The 22,795-nt window shown below is 64.1% G+C and carries 15 protein-coding genes; 7 read left to right on the top strand and 8 right to left on the bottom strand.

All coding sequences use genetic code 11. The features are described from left to right. Positions 1-16 precede the first annotated feature (16 nt). Complete coding sequence (locus ACQS5P_RS06000; RefSeq protein WP_428939996.1) at positions 17-610, bottom strand: DUF502 domain-containing protein; 594 nt, start codon at positions 608-610, stop codon at positions 17-19. A gap of 113 nt (positions 611-723) precedes the next feature. On the opposite strand from ACQS5P_RS06000, the gene ACQS5P_RS06005 reads away from it, so the two are divergent. From ACQS5P_RS06005 to ACQS5P_RS06020, 4 genes are all read left to right on the top strand, one after another. Further along, the gene (locus ACQS5P_RS06005) at positions 724-1,947 is read left to right on the top strand and encodes an argininosuccinate synthase (protein ID WP_428939997.1); all 1,224 of its coding nucleotides are present in this window, start codon (positions 724-726) and stop codon (positions 1,945-1,947) included. Between the two features lie 169 nt (positions 1,948-2,116). Beyond that, positions 2,117-2,908: a hypothetical protein gene (locus ACQS5P_RS06010; RefSeq protein WP_428939998.1), complete on the top strand. Its 792-nt coding sequence runs from the start codon at positions 2,117-2,119 to the stop codon at positions 2,906-2,908. A gap of 105 nt (positions 2,909-3,013) precedes the next feature. Next, positions 3,014-4,906, top strand: coding sequence for a flotillin family protein (locus tag ACQS5P_RS06015; protein ID WP_428939999.1), 1,893 nt, complete (start codon positions 3,014-3,016; stop codon positions 4,904-4,906). A 102-nt stretch (positions 4,907-5,008) separates the two neighbouring features. Then, positions 5,009-5,452, top strand: a complete 444-nt coding sequence (locus ACQS5P_RS06020) for an ion channel (protein WP_428940000.1) — start codon at positions 5,009-5,011, stop codon at positions 5,450-5,452. A gap of 55 nt (positions 5,453-5,507) precedes the next feature. On the opposite strand, the gene ACQS5P_RS06025 is transcribed toward ACQS5P_RS06020, so the two are convergent. Further along, positions 5,508-7,343 (bottom strand): ABC transporter ATP-binding protein, encoded by a 1,836-nt coding sequence (locus ACQS5P_RS06025; RefSeq protein ID WP_428940001.1) that lies wholly within the window; start codon positions 7,341-7,343, stop codon positions 5,508-5,510. Positions 7,344-7,434: 91 nt separating this feature from the next. After that, positions 7,435-9,987 carry a glycosyltransferase gene (locus tag ACQS5P_RS06030; RefSeq protein WP_428940002.1) on the bottom strand — a complete coding sequence of 851 codons (2,553 nt, stop codon included), beginning with the start codon at positions 9,985-9,987 and terminating at the stop codon, positions 7,435-7,437. A 461-nt stretch (positions 9,988-10,448) separates the two neighbouring features. On the opposite strand from ACQS5P_RS06030, the gene ACQS5P_RS06035 reads away from it, so the two are divergent. Further along, positions 10,449-11,330, top strand: a complete 882-nt coding sequence (locus ACQS5P_RS06035; protein WP_428940003.1) for a metallophosphoesterase — start codon at positions 10,449-10,451, stop codon at positions 11,328-11,330. 105 nt (positions 11,331-11,435) lie between these two features. On the opposite strand, the gene ACQS5P_RS06040 is transcribed toward ACQS5P_RS06035, so the two are convergent. The 4 genes from ACQS5P_RS06040 to lipA all read right to left on the bottom strand — a co-directional run bounded on the left by ACQS5P_RS06040 (position 11,436) and on the right by lipA (position 19,955). Beyond that, positions 11,436-13,601, bottom strand: a complete 2,166-nt coding sequence (locus tag ACQS5P_RS06040; RefSeq protein WP_428940004.1) for a calcium-binding protein — start codon at positions 13,599-13,601, stop codon at positions 11,436-11,438. A 373-nt stretch (positions 13,602-13,974) separates the two neighbouring features. Further along, positions 13,975-17,505 carry a beta strand repeat-containing protein gene (locus tag ACQS5P_RS06045; RefSeq protein WP_428940005.1) on the bottom strand — a complete coding sequence of 1,177 codons (3,531 nt, stop codon included), beginning with the start codon at positions 17,503-17,505 and terminating at the stop codon, positions 13,975-13,977. 372 nt (positions 17,506-17,877) lie between these two features. Next, entirely contained in the window at positions 17,878-18,828 is a 951-nt protein-coding gene (locus ACQS5P_RS06050; RefSeq protein WP_428940006.1) for a GNAT family N-acetyltransferase, read from the bottom strand. A gap of 212 nt (positions 18,829-19,040) precedes the next feature. Continuing rightward, positions 19,041-19,955 carry a lipoyl synthase gene (gene lipA, locus ACQS5P_RS06055; protein ID WP_428940007.1) on the bottom strand — a complete coding sequence of 305 codons (915 nt, stop codon included), beginning with the start codon at positions 19,953-19,955 and terminating at the stop codon, positions 19,041-19,043. A 33-nt stretch (positions 19,956-19,988) separates the two neighbouring features. Between lipA and ACQS5P_RS06060 the strand changes: the two genes are divergently transcribed. Further along, positions 19,989-20,993, top strand: coding sequence for a hydroxyacid dehydrogenase (locus ACQS5P_RS06060; RefSeq protein ID WP_428940008.1), 1,005 nt, complete (start codon positions 19,989-19,991; stop codon positions 20,991-20,993). A gap of 118 nt (positions 20,994-21,111) precedes the next feature. After that, a complete protein-coding gene (locus ACQS5P_RS06065; protein WP_428940009.1) occupies positions 21,112-21,960 on the top strand; it encodes a TIGR00282 family metallophosphoesterase in 849 nt (282 codons plus the stop codon). Here the strand turns inward: ACQS5P_RS06065 and ACQS5P_RS06070 are convergent. After that, positions 21,915-22,781, bottom strand: a complete 867-nt coding sequence (locus ACQS5P_RS06070; protein WP_428940010.1) for a BtpA/SgcQ family protein — start codon at positions 22,779-22,781, stop codon at positions 21,915-21,917. The genes ACQS5P_RS06065 and ACQS5P_RS06070 overlap by 46 nt on opposite strands. Between the last annotated feature and the right edge of the window lie 14 nt (positions 22,782-22,795).

Consider the following 22,795-nt stretch of genomic DNA (forward strand, 5'->3'; position numbering starts at 1 on the left):
TTTCATCGTTCTGGCTTCATCCTTCATTCCTTTCCTTCCCGCAACCTTCCGGCACGTAGTTCCCGGTCGATAACAGCAGTTTGAATGCCTCCTCGGACGTGAGCGCGGTCATCCGCGCCTTGTTCCGCGCCGCGAAATACAGCTTGCCCTGAATCGGATTCGGCGCGTTGGGCACGAAGACACAGATCGTGTCGGGGTCTCCTGGAATACCTTGCCCGCTGGTGAAGCCCAGCGTGCGCATCTGCCCGGTCTCATCGGGCACGAGCACGACCCTGGCGAACATGCCTTCCCCGCCGCCGGGTGTCAGCGATATTTGCTTCCACGCCCGGTAGATCGGCTTGATGACCGGCAGGCGTTCCAGCAGCGCGTCGATCTTCGCCAGGGCCCATTTGCCGATCGAGAGCGTGACGAGGACGCCGACGACATAGACCGCGACGATCGCGATCAGCGCTCCGAGGAACGGGATCGGCTTGCCAAACAGGTAATTCGAGATCCCGCGCGTCCACGCATCGACCTGCACGATCAGGAAGATCGTGATCGCCACAGGCAGAGCCGCGAAGATTCCCGCCAAAAACGTGTTGCGAAGATGCGTCTGAAATCGCCTTTGCATGGTGGGGATTGTTCTGGCCCGAAGCCGGATCTGCAACGCGCGATGCTCCGCGCCTGGCGTAAACGATGGACCGACTCGTGGCGAATCCCGGCGTGTTTTCTATACTGTCCGCCATGTCCAACTCCGATTCGAACCCGAAGAAAATCGTCCTCGCCTACAGCGGCGGGCTGGATACTTCCGTCATTCTTCCCTGGCTCAAGGAGCGTTACCCGGGCGTGAAGCTGGTCGCATTCGCGGCCGAGCTCGGGCAGGGCGACGAGCTGAAGGGGATCGAAGACAAGGCCTACAAAAGCGGCGCCGATGAGGTTGTCGTGATGGACCTGCGGCAGGAGTTCGCCGAGAAGTACTGCTTCCCCATGCTGCGGGCGCACGCGATCTACGAACAGGACTATCTGCTGGGCACGAGCATCGCACGGCCACTGATCGCGGCCAAGCAGGTCGAGGTGGCGCATCAGACCGGTGCCGACGCGGTGGCCCACGGCGCCACCGGCAAGGGCAACGATCAGGTGCGTTTCGAGCTGACGTACATGGCCCTGGACCCGAAGCTCAAGATCATCGCGCCATGGAAGGACACGCGCTTCGAGCTGCGCGATCGCGAGAGCGCTGTCGAATATGCGCAGAAAAAGGGAATCCCCATCACCGTCAGCAAGACCAAAATCTACAGCCAGGATCGCAACCTCTGGCACATCTCCCACGAAGGCGCCGAGATCGAGCACCCGGATGCCGAGCCGAACTGGCAGGCCTGCCTGACGATGGTCACCCCACCGGAAAAAGCGCCGAATGAGCCGGAAATCGTCGAGGTCGAGTTCGAGCGGGGCAACCCGGTCGCGGTGAACGGCAGGCGCCTGCCGCCGCACGAGATCGTCATCGAGCTGAACAGAATAGGCGGCACGCACGGCGTGGGCGTGACCGTGCTGGCGGAAAATCGTCTGGTCGGAATGAAATCCCGCGGCGTCTACGAGACGCCCGGCGGAACGATCCTCTACGAGGCTCACAAGGCCCTGGAACAGATCTGCCTGGAGCGTGACACGCTGCACTACAAGCTGCTGGTCGCGCAGCGCTACGCCGAGCTGGTCTATTACGGGCAATGGTTCCACCCGCTGCGCGAAGCGCTTCAGGCCTTCGTCGATCACACCAACGCCACCGTCACCGGCATCGCCAGGGTGCGGCTCTACAAGGGCCGGGCCATGCACGTCGGCGCGAAAAGCCCCTATTCGCTGTACGATCCGCAACTGGCCAGTTTCAGCATGGAAGGTTACGACGTAACGGCCGCACGCGGGTTCATCGACCTGTTCGGCCTGCCGATGAAAGTCGCCAGCCAGGCGAAACGATGGTAGCACAATCAGCCCCGGGTATGCCCCCGGGGCTGTTTTGCGCAAGTCGCGTTATAGCCTTCAGGCCGGTTTCTACTCTGGTTTTCCTTGCACAAGGTCTATGTTTCGACGACCATGAATGCGCGTCGGGCAGGCGATTCTCGCACTGCGGTCCCAGCGCGGAGGCGGGGCCATGAACGCTCAATGGCTGCTCGGTTGGTGGAACCTGGTCTTTCTGGTGCCATTTGCACTGGCACTGCTGTATCTGGGGGTCTATACCCTCAGCGGCTGGACCTTCGGCGACGCCGACGCAGACATGGACTCGGACGTTGACTCCGACCTCGACGCCGATGCCGATATGGACGCCGACGCCGACGTCGATGCCCACGCAGACGTCGATGCCGAAGCCGATCACGATCTGCCCCACGCCGAGCATGATGTTGAGACTGACGGCTCGGCACTGGGTTCGGCGCTGTGGGCGGGCCTGAGTTTTCTTGGCGTGGGACAGGTCCCGCTCAGCATCGTCATGATGATCCTGCTGCTGACCTGGGGCGGAATCGGATTCGCCACCAATCAGCTCGCCCGCGAGCATGTCGGCCAGTCCTGGCACGTCGCCATGTATTCACTGCCGCTGGCGGCGATCGCGAGCCTGCTGATCACCAGCGGCACCAGCCGCGCCATCAACCGCTTCATGCCGCTGAACCTCAGCACCGCCAAGCGACGTCACGAACTGCTCGGAAGCGGCGGGGAAGTGATTTTGCCGGTCGATTCGAAATTCGGCCTGGTCAGCGTCCGCGATGAATCCGGCGACCTGTACCAGGTCCCCTGTCGGTTGGAATGCGGCGACGACGAGCATCGCGTGATCCCCAAAGGCGCGCGGGTCAAACTCGTCGCCTACAGCGCAAAGGAATCGCTGTTTTACGTGCTGCCGGTATCAAAGTCCGTCTACGCCAGCAGCGAGTCGAAGACAAAACAGAAAAGCTGACCGCGCACAGACTCCGCGGGCCGCGCCCAGGCGCAGGCCACGCCGCGGCAACCCGGCGACTGTGTGACACGATCGGTCGGCGTCTTTCCGAAACGGGGTGTTGTCATGGTGTTATTCATCTTCTTCCTTGCCGGTGCGGCGGCGGCGGTGGCGTCGTTCATGGTCCCGGGACTGAACAACACCCAGCGGGTGCTGATGCTGGCCGGCGGACTCGTGCTGCTCGGCCTGGTCGCCATCGTCGCGGTGGTCACTCGACTGTATCGCAAGGCGTCGGCGAATATGGCGTTCGTGCGCACCGGCGGCGCGGGGGTCAAGGTGGTGCAGGACGGCGGCGCGATCGTCGTGCCCGTGCTCCACAACGTCATCCCCGTCTCCCTGGAAACCATGCGACTCAACGTCGAACGCCGCGGGCCGCATGCACTGATCACCAAAGACAACCTGCGAGTGGACCTCTCGGCCGAGTTCTACATCAAGGTCCAGGCCAACCGCGACGACATCCTCCAGGCCGCCCGCTCGCTGGGCAACCGCAGCGTTCATCCCGAAGCCGTCAGCGAGCTGGTGCAGGAAAAACTGGTCAGCGCGCTGCGGACGGTGGCGGCCACCAAGGACCTGGTCGAGCTTCACTCCAAACGCGACGAGTTCGCCTCTTCCGTGCAGCAGATCGTCACGCACGACTTGGCCAGCAACGGCCTGACGCTGGAGTCGGTGACGATTTCCTCGCTGGACCAGACCGATCCCACTCAGCTCCAGGAACGCAACGTCTTCGACGCCCAGGGCCTGCGCAAGATCGCCGAGATCACCATGAAGGCCAAGGTCGATCGCAATGAGATCGAGCAGGAATCACAGAAGCAAGTGGTGCAGAAGAACGTTGCGACTCGCAAGCAAGTCCTGGACATGGAGCGTGACCAGGCGGAGTTCGAGGCCGAGCAGAAGGCCAAAGTCGCCAACGTTCGCGCCGAGCGCGAGCGTCAGATCGCGGAGTTCAAGATCCAGCAGGACGAGGCGGTTTCGCGGCGCGACATCGAGAAGATGAAGAACATCGAAACCGCGGAGGTGGAGCGGACGCTTGCGGTGGAGCAGGCGAACATCGCCAAGCAGATCGCGCTGATCGCCAGGCTCAAGGAGCAGGAGACCGCCAACATCCTGAAGAAGCAGGCGATCGAAGTGGCCGAGCGGGCGCGCGAGGTGGCGGTGGCGGAAAAGGAGCGCGAGCGCGCCGCGGCGCAGGCGGAGATGCTGGCAACCGAGGCGGAGCGGGAAAAGGCGCAGCAGTCGGTCGTGACCGTGCAGGTCACTTCCGAGGCCGAGCGCGAGGCCGCCAAACGCCTCATCGCCGCTCAGAACGAGGCCCGCCAGAAGCAGGTTCGCGATCAGACCGAAGCGGACGTGCTGGCGTACATGAAGGTCAAGGAAGCCGAGGCCCAGCGCCAGGCCGCCCAGATGCAGTACGAGGCGAAGCTGCGGCTCGCCGAGGCCGACGCCCAGGCCGCCGCCAAGCACGCCGACGGCGATCGCGCCGTCAAAATGGTCGATGTCAATGTCGAACGCGAGAAGGTCAATGTCGAGCAGGCGCGCGTCGATGTCGAACGCCAGAGCCTGGCCAACAAGAGCGAATTCGAGGAGGCAGCGCTGAAGTTCGAGCTGGAGAAGCTGCGGATCCAGGCGGAGAAGGAGTTCCGCATCGCCGCCGCCACGGCGCTGGGCAACATGCTGGCCAAGGCGAACATGCAGATTTTCGGCGACCCGACGACGATGGCGCAGATGAGCGAGAAGTTCATGCGCGCCGCGGCACTGGGCAATGGCGTGGACGGGCTGCTGCGCACGCTGCCGGACGAAGGACAGGAGCTGCTGGCCAAGATCGGCACGGCGGTGGCGAATTCGCTCAAGCCCGCCGACGGCAATGGCGCCGGCGCCGCGGCCGCCGCCCCGACGCCCACTCCGCCGGGAAATGTTCCCGTCGCCGAGTCGCGCCCCACGCCTCCCAAAGCCAGAGGCTAAGCGTTCCATGACCAGGTCCGCTTGATGAGTTAATTGACCAGGCTCCCCCGACTACTTCAGTGTTGGTCATTGGGATTTGGTCTTTTTGATCTGGAGATGCTGATGGGTCTTCGAGACGAGCTTGTTGCCCTGGGCATACCCATTCCTGAAGAGCTGCCCATCGACCGACTGGCGGAGATGCTGGGCGAGCGGCCATGCCGCAACACGCTGAGCCTGGTCGGGCTGAGCACGGTACTGTTTTTCGCGGCGGAGAAACAGCATAACCCGAAGGTGCGCGACATCTACGACGCGCTGATCTACTGCGCGACGGCGATCTCGGTGGGCTACGCCGACATCTTTCCCCGCACGCCGGTCGGGAAAGTGCTGGGCGCGATCCTGATGACGCTCGGCCCGGCGCTGGCCGCCCGCACCGTCGAAGGTCCCCGCACCCAACGACATGACGGAACCCAACAACAGATTCTCCAGACGCTGCGGCAGATTCTCCAGCAGCTCCAGACCGCGCCAGTCGCAACCCCGCCAGGCGCAGCGGACACCGCCGCCAATTGATCGCTCTCATGGCGGACCCGTTCGCAGGCGTCATGAATAAAAGGCACAGCGGCGATCAGGGCGTTGACGAACCGCCTGATACGCCCGCCACCGCCGATGGTGAGTCGTCCAGCTTCATCTGATGCCTGGCCATGCGATAGTACAGCCCGCGTCTGGCGATCAGCTCGTGGTGTGTGCCCTGCTCGACAATGCGCCCTTCGTCCATGACGAAGATCTGATCGCAGTCCGCGACGGTGCTGAGACGGTGACTGACGAGAATGATGGTTCGCTGGCGTTTGAGGCTTCGCAGCGTCTCGGTGATCATCTGCTCGTGCTGGGGATCCAGCGCGCTGGTCGGCTCGTCCATGACGATGATCGGCGCCTCGGTCAGCAGCGCCCGGGCGATGCTGATGCGCTGTTTCTGCCCGCCGGAGAGGTTCGATCCCGACTCGCTGATTTGCGTCTCGTACTTTTGCGGCAGTTTTTCGATGAAGCTTGCCGCCCCGGCCAGTTCCGCCGCGCGGCGGATCTGGGCATCGGTGGCATCCGGCCGACCGTAGGCAATGTTCTCCGCCACCGTCGTCGGCAGAATCACGTTATCCTGCAGCACCAGGGCGACGTGTTTGCGCAGATCGGCGATTTTGATCTTGCGTGCATCGATGTCGTCCAGCTTCATCGCCCCGCCGGTCGGGTCGTAGAAGCGCGGCAGCAGATTCAGCAGGGTCGTCTTTCCGACCCCGCTGGAACCAACGAAGCCAACCATCTGTCCCGGAGAAATGCGGAAGCTGATCCCGCGAAGCACCGGCTCGCCGGGGCGATAGTGAAACTCGACATTCTCGAAAGCCAGCACGCGTGGCTTTCGCGGCAGGTGAATCGCATCCGGCGCGTCCTTGATCACCGGATCGCGATCCAGCACCTCGAACACCCGCTGCACCTGCGCCACGCTGCCCGCCAGGCTCGCCCCGCTGCCGCTGAGCTTGTTCAGCGGATCGTAAAGCTTCTCCAGGTAGATCAGGAACATGCTGAGCATCCCCACTTTGAACGTCTGCGGCGACGTGTAGCTGAGGTACCCCCCATACGCCAGGATCGCGCACGACGCGACGGCGAAGATCGTGCCCAGGATGAACCAGTACATCACCTCATCCCAGTGCAAGCGCATCTTCACGCGGATGCTGTTGCCCTGTGTGGCCATGAAGTTCTCGAACTCGTCCTTCTCGCGGCCGAACGCCTGCACCAGCCCGATCGCCGCCACCGACCGCTGAATCGCCGTCGTGATCTGCGAATCGACCTCGTAGGACTGGGTATAGCGATCCTTGAGCAGCCGGGTGTAGTACCGGATCGTCACGACCAGAAACGGCACGACCGAAAGCGACACCAGCGTCAGCTTCCAGTTCATGCCGAACATGACCCAGGCCATGAAGCCGAGCGTCGCAAGGTTCACCAGGATTCCGATCAGCACGTTCAGCACGGATTGAAACCCCAGGCTGTCGTAGCTGAGGCGGTAAATCGCGTCGCCCTGAGGCTGGCTCTTGTGATACGCCAGGCTGAGCTGCTGAAGCTTGCGGAACAGATCGCAGCGGACGCGCATCATGCCGTTGTAGCCGATTCGGATATTGAGCATGGTCTGCGCGGTGCGGAGCAGCTCCGCGGCCATGCGGATCGCGAACATCAAAATCGCCAGCACGATGATCTGCTGCACCTTGTCCGCAGGGGCGTATTGCTGGAACAGCTCGTAGGGCAGGTATCGGGCGGTCGCGTCCCCGAGCACCACGTCGATCAGGATCGCCATCGGCATCGGCCAGAGCACGCCGAACAGCACCGACAGCCCCACCAGCAGGATCGAGGCGATGATCTTGCCGGCATCCTCGCGAAAGTAGGAGATGGCCCGCAGGTACAGACGCATGTCAAGCATGAGAAGCCGACAGGCTCAGAAGGCCGATGCGCGCAGGCCGCGAGCGTCCTCGCTTTCTCAACCTCTCAGCCTGTAATCCGATCATGATATCTCAAGCGATGGACGGCGTCTGCTCTTCCAGGTCGAGCTCTTCTTCGATCTCGACAGGTCTGGGCCTGCTGGTCTGCGCGGGCTGGGCGACGGGGATCGGGTCGAAGCCGACCTTCTCGGCGGCCTCGTCGATCAGGGCCATCACCGGCGGACCCACGACCGCCTTGTTCGACAGATACATCGCCCACAGGAACATGGGGATCAGGATCGCCGGTCTGCTGAACGGCCAGGGCAGAAACGCAAACAGCAGCCCGGTCATGATGAGGCTGGCAAAACTGAGCACCGAGCAGAACGTGCTGGGCAGCAGCTCGACTCTCACGCGAGTGAGCATTCCCCGCCCGTCGTGATGTTCGGACATCGTCGTCACGCGCACCTTCACGTACCGGCTGCCGTAGATCTCCATATCCCACTCGGCCCAGCCGGAATCCAGGCGCATTCTCCAGCCGGCGGCGGCGACCTCCTCCTTGATCTTCTGGAGCAGCACGACGCGGTCGTGGTGGGTATTCCAGTATTGCAGCGTGCGTTTGCGCTTGGGATCCAGCGGCAGCGGGCGAGATCGCCTGCCCCGCTTGGCTTCGCGCTGGAGCACCTTGGCCTTCAGCCGCACCGAATACCGCGCCCACCCGCGGGCGATCGGCTGGCGGAAATGCAGCAGGGCGATCAGAGGCCGGCTCAGCCAGTGCCGGTGACGAGGCATCGGCGCCTGGATCGCCGCCACGATCGCCAGCACCACGGGCACGGCGAACATGAGCCCGGCCACCATCAGCAGCGGGGTAAACGCCAGCCCCAGCACCGCCACGAACGCGCTGAGCAGGTGCCACTCGACGCTCATCAGCATCGCCGCCACCATCGAAGCCTGCCGGCGGTAGATGGTCTGGAACAGTCCCGAGCCGAACACGCCGTGGTAAATCACATCGCGCCCGATGCGCACGCCGATTCCGTCGCCTCCGTAGATTCGTCCGCGCCAACTGCTGGCGCCCAGCGTGTTGAAGTGGTCCGGGTGCTTGAACTTGAGCAGCGCCTCGGCCTCGCCGTAGCCACGCTGCTGCTTCAGGTACGCCTGCACGGTGTTTCGACGATAGTGCCAGACCTGCGCCGCCGGCGCAAAGCCGATCGTGTAGCCCAGGTGCTGCAATCGCCAGATGAAATCGACGTCATCGCCGGCCTTGCGGAACTGCGGGTCGAATCCGTTGATCAGCTTCGCCGCCCACGTGTAGAACGCCATGTTGCACCCGGGCACATGCTCGGCGGTGCGGTCGTCGATCATCACGTGTGTCGGCCCGCCGGGGCTCAGCCCCACGCAATCCGCGATCCACGAGCCTTCGTCGGGAATCAGGTTCGGCCCGCCCATCCCCACGTGTTTGCTCCGCAGCATCGCCAGCGCGAGGTAGTACAGCCAGTCTTCGTCGGCCTCGCAGTCGCTGTCGGTGTAGGCGATGATCTCGCCGGTCGCGGCGTTCATCCCCACGTTCCGGGCGTAGCTCAGGCCCATGTTCTTCTGGCGGATGTTGCGTACCCAGGGGAACTTTTTGAGGATCTGCTGGGTGTTGTCGGTGCTGCCATCGTCGACGAAGATCACCTCGTAATCCGGATACCGCAGCCGCTGCATGGACCGCAGGCACGACTCGACCGTGCTGGCGCCGTTGTACGAGCAGATGATCACGCTGATTTTCGGCAGCTTCACGTCCGCCAGTTGCGGCGCGCGGTGATACAACTCCCGAATCGCATGGAACGCCGGCTTGGGCGTGCGATCCTCCCGAACGATCCCGAACTTCCAGTCCGTGATCTGCCAGCCATGCGTGTACCACTCGTCGGTGTAGCTGAAGATGAACGTGCCGGCCAGGCCTTCGTCGAACACCGCCCGCACGTGGTTGGCCAGGATCTCCGCCTGCTGCTGCTCGGTCTTTTCCCGATGCGTGTCGATTCCGTATTCGCCAAGCATCAGTGGCTTTTCCCCGGCGATGTGCTGGAGCCTGGCCAGGTAGTTGCGGAAAACCTGCTCGTCATGCAGGTAAACATTGAAGCAGACGAAGTCGATCTCTCGCGGCTGAAGATACTCGGTGGTCGGGAAGTTGGCGAAGGTCACCAGGCACTGCGGCGCCTCCTGCTTGACGATCCGCACCAGATCGTCGACGAAATCCTCGACCCGCCTGCGCCCGTAATACCGCACCAGGTCCGCCGGAATCTCGTTGACCACGCTGATCGCAAAGATCGCCTCGTGATTGCCGCACGTGCGCGCCGCGTGCCGCACCGCCTGCTGCGCCTGTCGCGTCAACTCTGGATCATCCACAAACGACAGGTTCTTCGGCCAGGCCACGTCCAGAAAGATCTTCAGCCCCTTTCGGGCGGCCAGGTCCAGAAACCACTTCGGCGGCACGTGATAGATGCGGATGCAGTTGGCCCCCAGGTCCAGGATCTGCTCGAAGTCGCTTTCAACCTGTCCGGGATTCGGCAGCGGGTCTCCGTCGCGATTGGGCGCGAACGGCCCGTAGGTAACGCCCTTCACATAAAACTTCTGCGAACCCAGCCGAAAGAACTTGCCATCCCGACGCACGCGGTTGCTCAGCGGCTCGGCACGACGCTGACGACCCGCCGCGCCAGACGTACGCCCAGGCGCAGAAATGGGTTGCGAACAACCAGATCGACGCTCAACAACGGCAATGGACATAAGGCTCACTTCCCTGCGCTTCCGTGCAGGCGGTCTACGGCAGGGTATCCTACGACAACCCGTTCATTGTACCTACAAAATTCACGTCCCGCGGACAGCCGACACAAACTTCTCCCGCCCCCACCGCTTGCCGGCCACACAGCGACTCAGACACCCCCCATGATAGGTCCGTTAGCTCATCGTTATGGGACGGCGCCAATCAAACCATGCCAATGAAACCATTGAGCGCGCCAGTGAAACCATTGAGCCGGCTCCCCGCCGCATGTGCCCAACTCCGCCCAAACCACGCCCCCTGTTGACCCACTTCGTTTTCGTGCATAATTACTCTATCTGGCATTGCACCTACGATGAGCTTCGACGCCGACCAAGTCATCGAGACGTTCGGCGCGGCCGGCGACGAGAACAAGCTCAGCCCGCTGCGACGCGGACAAGTCATCTACCTCCCCGAACAGGGCGAGGTCTGGATGACAGGCGACATTCACGACCATCGAACCAACTTCCGTAAACTCCTTCAGGCCGCCGACCTGGCCAACAACCCCCAGCGACACCTGATCCTGCACGAGCTGATCCACGGCGACCACTGGGACGCCTCCGGCGCAGAGGACAGTTGGCACATCCTCTACCAGGCCGCCGAAGCCAAGTGCAGCTTCCCCAATCAGATCCATTTCCTGCTGGCCAATCACGACCTGGCTCAGATCCACGGCGAAGGCATCATGAAAGGCGGGCTGAGCGTCTGCGAAGCATTCAACGCCGGCGTCAAACGCGATTTTGGCGAGCGCGGAACCCTGGTCACCGTCGCCATCACCGAGTTCCTGCTGACGCTGCCACTGGCGATTCGCTGCCCCGCCAATGGCCTGTTCTTCTGCCACAGTCTGCCCACCGACGAGCAGATCAAAACCTTTGACTTCAGCGTCTTCGACCGCGAGAACCTCCGCCCGGAAGACTACCGCCGACGGACCGGACCGGTTTACCAGCTCATCTGGGGACGCAAAACCACCCCCGCTGGCGTCGAGGAGTTCCGGCAGAAGGTCGGCGCTGAGCTGATCGTCACTGGACATCAGCCCCAGGAAATGGGCTACGCGATCAACGGCGAGCACCATCTGATCATCGCCTCCGACCACAACCAGGGCGTGTTCCTGCCCATCGACCTTGCCCAACGCTACGACATGCCTCAGCTTGTGCGGCGACTGAAAAAGTTCGTGGCCATCGGAAATCATCAGTACGAGTGAATCCCCCGCTGCTTCGGGCGCAATGACGCGGGGCATGCCCCAGGCCTGGTAGCCCGGAGCATGCCCCGTGTTTGCTCTGTTTCAGCTCGATCCGGCGACGGGCGGTTACGGCACGTTGCTCACCACGTCGTTGGAGTCCTTGGAGATCACATCCGTGCCCGCGCCGCCATCAACCGTATCGATCACGCCGTCGAGCACGCGGATATCGTCGTTGCCCGCCTCGCCGAAGATCACGTCCGCCCCCGCGCCGCCGGTGATCGTGTCGTTGCCCGCCCCTCCGAGGATGCGGTTGGCCCCGGAGTTGCCGGTCAGCACGTCGTTGCCCGCCCCGCCATAGATCCACTCCAGGTCATTGGCCAAGGCGTCATTCTCCCCGGTCTGTCCGTCGTTGGCCACGCCATCGAGCGAGACGTTGACCGCGGCGGTGCGGTCGGAGTAGTCGATGGTGTCGGTGCCGGCCCCGCCGATCACCGAGTCAGTGCCGGTGCCGGGGGTAATGAAGTCGTTGCCGTCGCCACCATTGAGCGTGTCGTTCCCGACGCCGCCTTCGAGGATGTCCCCGTTGCCGCCGCCCACCAGCGAATCGTTGCCGCCGCCTCCCTTGAAGAAGTTGCGCTCATTGTTGCCGATGAAGATGTCTCCCCCGCCGCCGCCGAACAGGTTCTCCACGTCCGGCATGACGTTGTCTCTTTCACTCTTGGACACGCCATCGTTGGCCACGCCGTCGAGCGTGACCGTCACCGCGCGGGAGGACTCATAGTAGTAGTCGGCGCGGTCGCGTCCGGCGCCGCCGTTGAACACGTCGGTGCCGCTGCCGCCCAGCAGCGCGTCGTTGCCGTCTCCACCGTTGAGCAGGTCGTTGCCGATGCCCGCATTGATCCGGTCATCTCCGGCGCCGCCGTTGAGCGTGTCGTTGCCGGCGATCCCGAGCAGGAAGTCATTGCCCGCCCCGCCGTCCATCGAGTCGTTACCGTCGTGCCCGGTGAGCCGGTCGTTTCCGGCCCCGCCCAGCAGCGTATCGTCGCCCGCCTCGCCCCAGACGGTGTCGTTGCCGTCGCCGCCGTCCAGACTGTCATTGCCGATTCCACCGAACAGCGCGTCATCCGCCGCGCCGGTGCTGATCGTGTCGGCGCCATCGCCGCCCTCGACGCGGTCGCGTCCGGTTCCGCCGGTGATCGAGTCGTTCTCCGTGCCGCCGCGGATGATGTTGTTGCCCGAGGCATCGGTGATGACATCGGCGCCGGCGTCGCCGTCGATCGTGTCGTTATCCGCCCCGCCGTTGAGGTTGTCGGCGCCTTCGTTGCCGCGGATCACGTCATTGCCGGCTTCCCCGAGGATCGTGTCGTTGCCAAGCTGCCCGAAGAGGCTGTCGGCGCCGGCCCCGCCGGTGATCGAATCATTGCCGTCACCGCCCTGGACCGAGTCATCCCCGTCGCCGCCGGTGATCACGTCGTTTTCGCTCGAGCCCAGCAGGATATCGTTGCCGACATCGCCGTTGATCGTGTCGTTGTGGGTTCCGCCGTCGATGCTGTCGTCGCCGGAGCCGCCGTCGATGCTGTCGGGGTTGTTTCCGCCGGTGATGGTGTCGTTGCCGGCCCCGCCCTGGATGAAGTCATTGCCTTCGCCGCCGATGATCGAGTCGTTGCCGTCGCCACCGGACGCCCCGCGGAACGCCGCCAGCGCCACGCTCAGGTCGATCGTATCGTTGCCCGACCCGCCGACGATCGTCTCCACCGTCATCAGGACGTTGTCATTCTCCCCGCTCTCGCCGTCGTTGGCGACGTCGTCCATGAGGATCGTCAGATCGGCGTTGCGCGAGGCGTAGGTGACGGTGTCGAGGTTGTCCCCGCCGTCCATGATGTCAGCACCCGCGCCGCCGTCGATCAGGTCGTTGCCGCCATTGCCCAGGATGCTGTCGTCCCCGTTGCCACCGTTGATCGTGTCATCGTTGTCCGATCCGGAGATGGTGTCGTTGCCGTCGCCGCCGTTGAACGTGATGTTGCCGGTATCCGGCGCGGCGCTGAGGGTGTCGTTGCCGCCCAGTCCGTTGATCTCGATCGTCGCGAAGTAGTTCGGATCGGCGGTGTTGAAAATGATGTCAAAGCGCGTCTCCACGCCATCGATGACGACCACCGCCTCTTCGGGGCTGACGGTGTGGTCGATACTCAGGCTGATGGTGTTGTCCGTTCCGTCACCATCAATGACCAGAACGTCGCGGGCATCGTCAATTGAAGCGGCAAGAAGCCGGCGTTTTTCAAGGGACTCAAACATCGTACATCGCTCCTTCTGACAAGAGGGTCCGCGCCACAGCCCTGCGGCGCGCACGCAAACACTGTGACCAGCAGACAAACAGGTTATCGGAAAGATCGGACCGGTTTGATGAACCTGTCCGCTTGGAACACCAGGAACCTCAGGAAGCACTTTCGATGACCCGGGCCACGCACTCGGTTCGCTCATTGTGCCCCACGAATCGGGGGCGCGACGGGAAAATCAACAAAAAAACTGCCGCTTTTCGGCCCACCATCCGCCGGCATGAGCACAGCAGCACATTTATGCCGCCGGCGCCGATCATGCAAAGCTTTTATCGGACCTGCGCCGTCAACACCGCGGCCCGCCCCAGCGATTCCGCCAAGGCCGCCCTGAACTACGGCACGTTGCTCACCACGTCCAGACCCGAATCCTCCAGCAGATCGTCGGTCCCCGTCCCGCCATCGATCCGGTCTGCCGTGCCGTCGTTGGCGTGGATCAGGTCATCGCCTTCACCGGCGAACAGGAAATCGCGCCCGAGCCCGCCGTTCAGATAATCATTGCCCGAGCCGGCCCGCAGCGTGTCGTTGCCCGCCCCGCCGTACAGCTTCGTGCTGCGCGTCCGGTGCCCGCGCAACGCGTCGTTGCCGCTGCCGCCGATCAGGACTTCGATGTCGTTATCGAGCTTGTCAAACTCCCCCGCGCCGCCGTCGTTGGCCAGTTCATCCAGCGACAGCGACAGGTTATCGCTGCGATCTGAATAATCCGCGGTGTCCGTGTTCTTGCCGCCGATGAACCGGTCCGGGCCACTGCCGCCGTTCAGCAGGTCGCTGCCGTTCATTCCGTTCAGCGTGTCGGAGCCGGCCCCGCCATACAGCGAGTCGTGTCCGTCCATGCCGATAAGCAGATCGTTGCCCTGACGACCGTCCAGGATGTTCGCGCGAGCGTTGCCGGTCAAAATGTCGTTGCCACGACCGCCTTCCAGATGCTCCACCGTTGCATCGATCAGGTCGGCCTCCGCGAACACGCCGTCGTTGGGCAGACCATCGAGCGAGGCGGTCACCGGCCGCGTCTCGTAGTAGTAGCTGACCCGGTCGGATCCGGCGCCGCCGATCATGGTGTCGGTGCCGCTGGCGCCGATGATCGTGTCGTCGCCCGCGCCGGCGTCGATCGAGTCGTTGTCCGGCCCGGCATGCAGCCGGTCGGCGCCGCTGCCGGAACTGATCGTATCGGCGCCCGAACCGCCGTAGACGATGTTGTCACCATCTCCGGCCGTCAGCGTGTCGCTGCCGGCCCCGCCGTCGATGTAGTCCGCCCCCGCCCCGCTGGAGACGCTGTCGTCTCCCTCTGCCGCCGTGATCGTGTCGTTGCCCGCGCCCGTGGTGATCGTGTCGTTACCGTCGCCGGCCGGGACGCTGTTGTTCCCGTCCCCGGCGCTGATCGCGTCGTCTCCGCTGCCGCCGTTGATCGTGTCGTTGCCCGCTCCGCTCGAGACCGTGTCCCGGCCGTCACCGGCATCGATGGTGTTGTTGCCCGCGGCGGCGGCAATGGTGTCGTCGCCGGCGCCCGCATCGATCACGTCGTTGCCCGAGCCGCTGGAGATCGTGTCGTTGCCCTCGGCGCCGATGATCCGGTTGTTGCCGTTGTCGCCGCTGAGCCGGTCGTCGCCGGCCCCGCCATCCAGCGTGTCATCCCCGCCGCTGCCCACCAGCGTATCGTTGCCCATCCCGCCGATGAACCGCCGAGCCTGGCTGGACGGCCCGGCCTGAATCCGGTCGTTGCCTGTCCCACCGATGACCGTCTCCACCGAGTCCTCGACGTTGTCGCCTTCTCCCGGCGAGCCGTCGTTGGACAGGTTGTCCATGATCACGGTCACGCCGCCGGTGCGATCGGAGTAATCGATCAGGTCGTTGCCGTTGCCGCCGTCGAACGTGTCGGCGCCCAGCCCGCCGTTGAGCGTATCGTCGCCGTCGCTGCCAACCACCAGGTCGTTGCCATCGCCGCCGTCGATCGAGTCGTTGCCGGCGTTGCCGTTGAGGATGTCCTGCCCGCTGCCGCCGATCAGGGTATCTCCCGAGCTGCCGCCGGAGAGCGTATCGTGCCCGTCATTGCCCTCGATGCGCACGCGGAAGGTTGCCGCACCCAGATCGATATCGTCGTCGCCGCTGCCCCCGAACACCGTTTCGACGAACGTGACGTTGTCGTTCTCGCCGGCTTCGCCGTCGTTGGCCACGTCGTCCAGCGTGACATTGACTCCGGTCGTGCGGTCGGAGTAATCGACCACATCTCCGCCACTTGGCCCGCCGTTGATGATGTCGGCTCCCGCGCCGCCGTCGAGCGTGTCGCTGCCCGCGTTGCCGTAAAGGGTGTCGTTGCCTCCGCCCGCGATGATCGAGTCGTTTCCGGCTCCTCCGATCAGCTCGCGCGATACGTTGTCGGTGATGTTGATCAGGGTGTCACTCCCCGAGCCGCCGATCACACGCTCGATCGTCTCGGTGACAAAGTCCATCTCCCCGGATTGACCGTCGTCATGGATGTCGTTGAAGATGACGGTGATCGCGGCGGTGCGACGGGAATAGTCGGCGGTATCGAAGCCCGCATCGCCCTGGAGTGTATCGGCCCCGTTGAGCGCGTCGCCGTCGTTAAGCCAGTCGTCTCCCCCTCCGCCGGTGACCAGGTCGTCTCCGCCATCGCCAGCCAGGCTGTCGTTGCCGACCGTGACCGCGTCGGTGAAATCCTGAAGGTCTCCGTGCAGCGTGTCGTTGCCATCGCCACCGAAGATCGTGTCGTTGCCGGCGCCACCTTCTACACTGTCGCTACCCCCACCCGCGTTGATCCAGTCGTTCCCATTTTCGCCGACGATGCCGTCGTCACCGTTGCCGCCGAGAATCGAATCATCTCCATTGCCGGCTTCGACAGCGTCCGCTCCCCCGCCCGCGTCGATCGTGTCATCGCCTGCGCCGGCGATGATCGAATCTCCTCCTTCTCCACCCAGGATGCTGTCGTCCTGGTCGCCTGTGGTGATCGTATCGCTGCCGCCGTTGCCGATGACCGTGACGCTGTATCCCAGGGCAGCCACGTCGATGATGTCGTTACCCTCGCCTCCCTCGAACTGCTCAAACGTTGTAAGGTCCGGGTCGTCGAACTCCCGGACGAGGCGTGTGGGCTCACCATCAATGTCAATCATCTCGGTATAACCGGTCCCCTGGAGCGCGGGTTCGTCTTCCCCCGCCCCATCGGCGCCAAACAGCGGATTGGCAGGGATGGGATAGATGATGTCTACATTGGGAATCTGCTCGCGTTCGTCGGCATAACTCAACAGGTCGATGCCGGCACCCCCATCCATCGTGTCCTGGCCCACGCCGCCGATGATGGTGTCATCGCCGGCATCGCCGCTCAGCACATCGCCATTCATCAACTGCGGATTGGTGTCCGGTTGCTCGCTATTTCCACCCCCATCAAGGCGATCGTTGCCGTCGCCGCCGGAGATCGTGTCTTGCCCACCGGTCTCATCGTTCAATTCGTCACCCGCGGCCTCTGACGTGTCGTCGCCGCGCAGGTCATCGTTACCCGTTCCGCCGGTGATCGAATCGTCCCCGGGTCCGCCGTAAACGGTGGTATTGCCATTTCCCGCGGTAACCGTGTCATTCCCGCCGCCGGCAACGATCGTGGCCGGAACAGTGATGTTCGACGCGATGGTGATGCTGTCGTCGCCACCGGTGCCGTTGATCCGGATCGCGGTGATCTGGTTGGCCGGGTATTGGGCATTAAACCCTTCGGGGCTGATGGTGACGGTATAGGTGGTAGCGTCGCGGATGATATTGAAGGTGGCGGTGGAGGGTGTGCTGTTGAGCGTCAGCACTCCATTGATGACCGACGCGGTAAGCAGATACCGGCTTTCAAGCGGATCGATGAAGGACGAGGACATCGTTGCAGTACTCCTGGTGCAGGTGGTGGTCTTGGCCCGGTGCCGGACTGCGCCGCGGGCGCACGGCCCATCGCTCGGAGGCTGGCCAGGGCGTTGAGCGGCCGGCCGGAACTCCGCCGGTCCAGGCCGGCGCGTCGCAGGCGCGTAACTATCGGATTCTAACCGAGCCTGTCAACCAACCGCGCCTCGCCTGCCCCTCTCGCGACAAGCCCTGCGGCCAACCCGTCCAGCCGCAGGCGACAGCGCACCGCGCGCCCGAGCACCTGACCGCTTCCGGTGCTAGAGTCTCCGCCCCGACCGTTCCGATTTCGCTTTTCCGGAAGAATTGGGCCGGTTTTGTGCAAAATCCGGCCAGCCCCCCAGCCCCGGCCATCACCCCTTCAGGGGCTTTTTCAGCAAGGCGAACCGCCGGATCGTCCTGAAGCCGGCGGCGGTATACAGCCGCCCGGCGGTCGTGTCGTCGGACCAGAGGAACCACGCCGCCCGGAACCCCGCCAGCCGCTGCGCCTCCAGCGTCCGATACATCAGGATGTGCCCCAGCCCCCGGCCCCGCTCGCTGCCCGCCACCCCAATCGGGCCAAATCGCTCATTTTCGTAATGCGAATACCCCACAACCCGGCCAGATTGACGCTCGTAAGCGACCATCAGCCGATCGGCACGATCCCCCAGCGTAATCTGCGTCATGGTCTGTCGGCAGACTCGAACCCAGTCGCCGGCAAACTCGCGGGCGGCAAAATCCAGCAGTGGCAAGGTCAATTCCGCGCAGTAAGGCTCCACCGCCACCCCCGCCGATTGCAGCGCCGCCTCCCGCTGCCTGACCCACTGCGGAACCTGAAAGTTCCACAGGTCGATCTGCATCGCGATCGGACGATAGACCTCCTGATATCCGTGCTTGAGCAGGAACCGCAGCCCCGACTCATACGCCGCCACATCCACCCCGCAGATGAAATATCCCGGGGCATACGGCGAGACCATGACCAGCGTCCGGCCCTGCGAACGCAGGTAGTTCTCAGCCAGCTCCAGCATCGCCGAGCCGATCCCCCGGCGCTGATGCGCCGGCAGCACGCCCAGGAGCGTGATGTAGCCGCGGTCGGCATCGGGTGGCGCGTTCTCCAGCGGCACCTGCCGCGCGATCGCCAGGCAAAAGCCCACGATTTCATCCCCGACCTGGGCCACGATCGCCCCTTCGGCCCGGAAATTCGAATCCAGCAACACCTGCCTGACGAACCGCGATTCAGAGATCGGATCCACCGGCATCGCCGCGGCCAGGACTCGAACTACACCAGACAGATCAGCCGGCTGAAACGGACGCAACTCTGCCATGACGTTCATCAACAGACACTGTAAGTCGCACAGTGCCCCATGACCAGAAGCATGCTGCACATCCTCGCCTTTGTGGAATAGGACGACATGTCACGGGCGTCGCGACCTTACGATGAGCACTCGCGCGAGATGCCCGCAATTCGCTACAGAACAGTGTCACCGTCCATTTCGAACATGGAACATGGCTGCCCAGGTTCGGCGCCGCGTCCTGCTCACAAACCACCGGCACGCGACAGAACCTGCTTCTCGGCGTGATAGGAGCTGCGTACCAGCGGGCCGGATTCGACGTGTCGCAGGCCCTTGGCCTCGCCGCGCAGCTTCCAGGCGCGAAATTCGTCGGGATGCACCCAGCGCTCGACCGGCAGGTGTTTGGGCGTCGGCTGAAGGTATTGCCCCAGCGTGAGGATCTCGCAACCGATCGACACCAGATCGTCGATCACCGCATCGATCTCATGATCCATCTCGCCCAGACCAAGCATCATGCCCGTCTTGGTCACCAGCCCCTGATCGCGCGCGATCTGAAGAAGCCTGAGGCTGCGACGGTACTTGGCCTGCGGGCGCACGCGGGGATACAGCCGCGGCACCGTCTCGACGTTGTGGTTCAGGATTTCGGGCCGCTCATCCAGCACGAGCTGAAGCGCCGCCCAGTTCCCGCAGAAATCGGGGATCAGCACCTCGACGCTGGTGCCGGGGGACCGAAGACGAATCTGACGAATGGTCTGCGCCCAGACCGCCGCCCCGCCGTCGGGAAGCTCGTCGCGATTGACGCTGGTGATCACCACATGCCCCAAGCCCATCAGCGCCACCGCCTCTCCCACGCGGCGTGGCTCGTCCAGATCCAGCGTCGGAGGTCGTCCGGTGGCGATGTGACAAAATCCGCACGATCGCGTACAAACGTCGCCCAGGATCATCAGCGTGGCCGTGCCGGCGCTCCAGCACTCGCCCAGGTTCGGGCACTTGGCGCTCTGGCAGACGGTGTGCAGGCGATGATCCTCTACAAGCCGCTTGAGCCGTGCGTATCCCTCGCCGCCGGGCATCTTCATCTTCAGCCATGCGGGCTTGGGCGCATACGATGATCGGCTGGCGGAAGACTCGGGCAGAATCAGGTGGCTGAGGGGAACACTCATACGGGTAGCTGAGGCATTCTAGGATTCACGACCATGGCGAGCAAACCCACCGTGCTGCTGCTGCTGCCGGAACAGATCGCCCGGCAGATGTTCCGACCTGAACAGTTGAAACGATTATCCGAAATCGCCGAGGTTGTCGGACCCTGCATGCCCGATCAGGGCACGCCGGTGCTCCAGGCCATGAGCAGGGCCGAAGTGATCATCACCGGCTGGCGCACGCCGATGTTCACGCCCGAGCGGCTTACCCTGGCGCCGCGACTGAAGCTGATCGCGCACAGCGCCGGCTCGGTCAAGCCGATCGTCTGTGATGCCGTGTTCGATCGCGGCATTCGCGTGACCACCGCCGCCGCCGGCAACGCCCATCCCGTCGCCCAGGTCACCATCGCCTGGATGATCTCGCTTTTGAAACAGATGCCATGGATCGCCCAGGCCTATGCCCGCGACGACCGCGAGGAATACCTTCGCCGAAAGGCGCTGTGCCGCGAGCTGATGGACATCAGCGTCGGAATCGTCGGCGCCTCGCGCGTCGGGCGGGAGGTGCTGCGGCTGCTGCGGCAGTTTCCACGCCTGACCATCCGTCTGTATGACCCGTACCTCACACCCGAGCAGGCACGGGCGCTGGGCGCCGAGTTGTGTTCGCTGGAGCAGGTTTGTCGCTGCCAGGTCGTCTCGATCCACGCGCCGAATCTGCCCTCGACCCGGCACATGTTCAACGCGCAGACCCTTGCGCTGCTGCCGGATCATGCCGTGCTGATCAACACCGCGCGCGGCGCGCTGATCGACGAGGCGGCGCTGGTCGCCGAGCTGCATCGCCGCCCGCTTTACGTCGCCCTGGACGTGACCGACCCCGAGCCGCCGCTGCCCGACTCGCCGCTGCGCAGCGCCCCGAACCTGGTCCTGACCCCCCACATCGCAGGCGCCCTCTCTCAGGGGCGATTTGAAATGGGCCAGATCGCCATTGATGAAACCATGCGCTTTCTGCGCGGCCAGCCACTGGAGCATGAGGTCACGCGCGCGATGTTGCCCACGCAGGCATAGTGGCAGCAGACCAATGAGCTGTCAGTGCGCATCTTCGAGGCAAACAATTGCCTCGGCGGCAAGGTGATCCCCTCCCCCATCTCCCCTTCCGGCCCTTTCCCGGTTACTCTACCGGCCAATGCCAGTGCGCATCCTCGCCCTTGGTGATATTGTCGGCCGGCCCGGACGGCAGGTGGTGCAGCAGAAGCTGCCCCTGCTGGTGCGACAGCGACAGGTGGACCTGGTCGTGGCTAACGCGGAGAACATCGCCGGCGGAAGCGGCATCACGCCGAATCTGTTCAACAAGCTCCGCAGCTACGGCGTGGACGTGGTCACGCTCGGAGACCACATCTACAAACGCATGGACATCGTGCCTACGCTCCAGAACTCCGAGCGGATCGTCCGCCCGGCCAACCTCTCCTCCAGCGCCGTCGGACGTCCGTTCACGGTGGTCACGACCAACAACGGCGTGCCGGTGGGAATCTTCTGCGTGCTGGGACGAATCTACATGAACCTGCCCTGCGACGATCCGTTCGCCGCCGCCAACCGCGTCCTCGAACAGATCCCCCTGGGCGTGCGCGTGTGCGTGTGCGATGTGCACGCCGAGGCCTCCAGCGAAAAAGTCGCCATGGGACACTGGCTGGATGGACGCGTCAGCTTCATCTTCGGAACCCATACCCACATCCCCACCGCCGACGCCAAAATCCTGCCCGGCGGCAGCGCGTTCCAGGCGGATCTGGGCATGTGCGGGCCTTACGATTCAGTGCTGGGCCGACGCAAGGACCGCGTCCTGAAGTACATGACCACCAACATGCCTCACCCCTTCGAGGTGGCCACCGGCGACGTGCGAATGTGCGGCGCGCTGGCGGAGATCGACCCGGAGACCGGCCGCGCTATCTCCATCGAACGCATCGAAGTCAGGGGTGACAACGCCGATCAGGCCTACGACGCCGACGACGCACGGCATCCTCCTGCGGCAGGCGACTGAAGCGACAACGCCCTCGACGACTTGACGGCACGCATGAACTGTCGCACACGGTCGGCGTCCACCGGGTTGCTCGCGATCCCTTCACGCTTGAACCATGTGCCCACAATGAAACCGTCGCAGTGCTCCCACAGATCCGACACGTTGTTGAGGCTCACGCCGCTGCCCACCAGCACCGGCGTGGCCTTCGCCGCCGCCTTCACCCGCGCCGCCTGCGAGGGATCCGTCGGCTTGCCCGTGCCGGCGCCGCTGACGATCAGCGCATCGGCCAGACCCCGCTCGATCGTATCCTGCACTTCATCCTCGATCGCCCGCGGCGCCAGCGGGGCCGAATGCTTCACGTCCACGTCGGCCAGGATCCTGATGCTGGATGCACCGAGCATCGCGCGGTCCCGCAGCAGTTGATGAGCTATCCCCTGGATGATGCCCTGATCGGTGACCCGCGCGCCACACAGGACGTTGACGCGGATGAAGTCGGCGGCGATCGCGTGCGCGACCGCCAGCGCGCTTCGCCCGTCGTTTCGCAGCACGTTGATCCCCAGCGGCACGCGATCAAAACGCTTGCGCAGCTCGCAGGCAAGCGCCGTCATCTGTGCCACGACGTGCGCCGGCACGCGGTCGGGGTAGAACGGCACGTCCCCGAAGTTCTCGATCATCAAACCGTCCACACCGCCCGATACCAGCGCTTCGGCGTCGCGCATCAGCCGGTCACGGATCGCATCCACGCCTGCCTGATACCGCGGCGAGCCCGGCAGCGGCAGCAGGTGCAGCATTCCGATCACCGGCCTGCACACCCCCGACCACGATGGATGCAGACTCGACATCAGCTCATGCGATC

Origin of the sequence: Fontivita pretiosa (genome assembly GCF_050410795.1) — a bacterium.
Lineage (GTDB): Bacteria > Planctomycetota > Phycisphaerae > Tepidisphaerales > Tepidisphaeraceae > Fontivita > Fontivita pretiosa.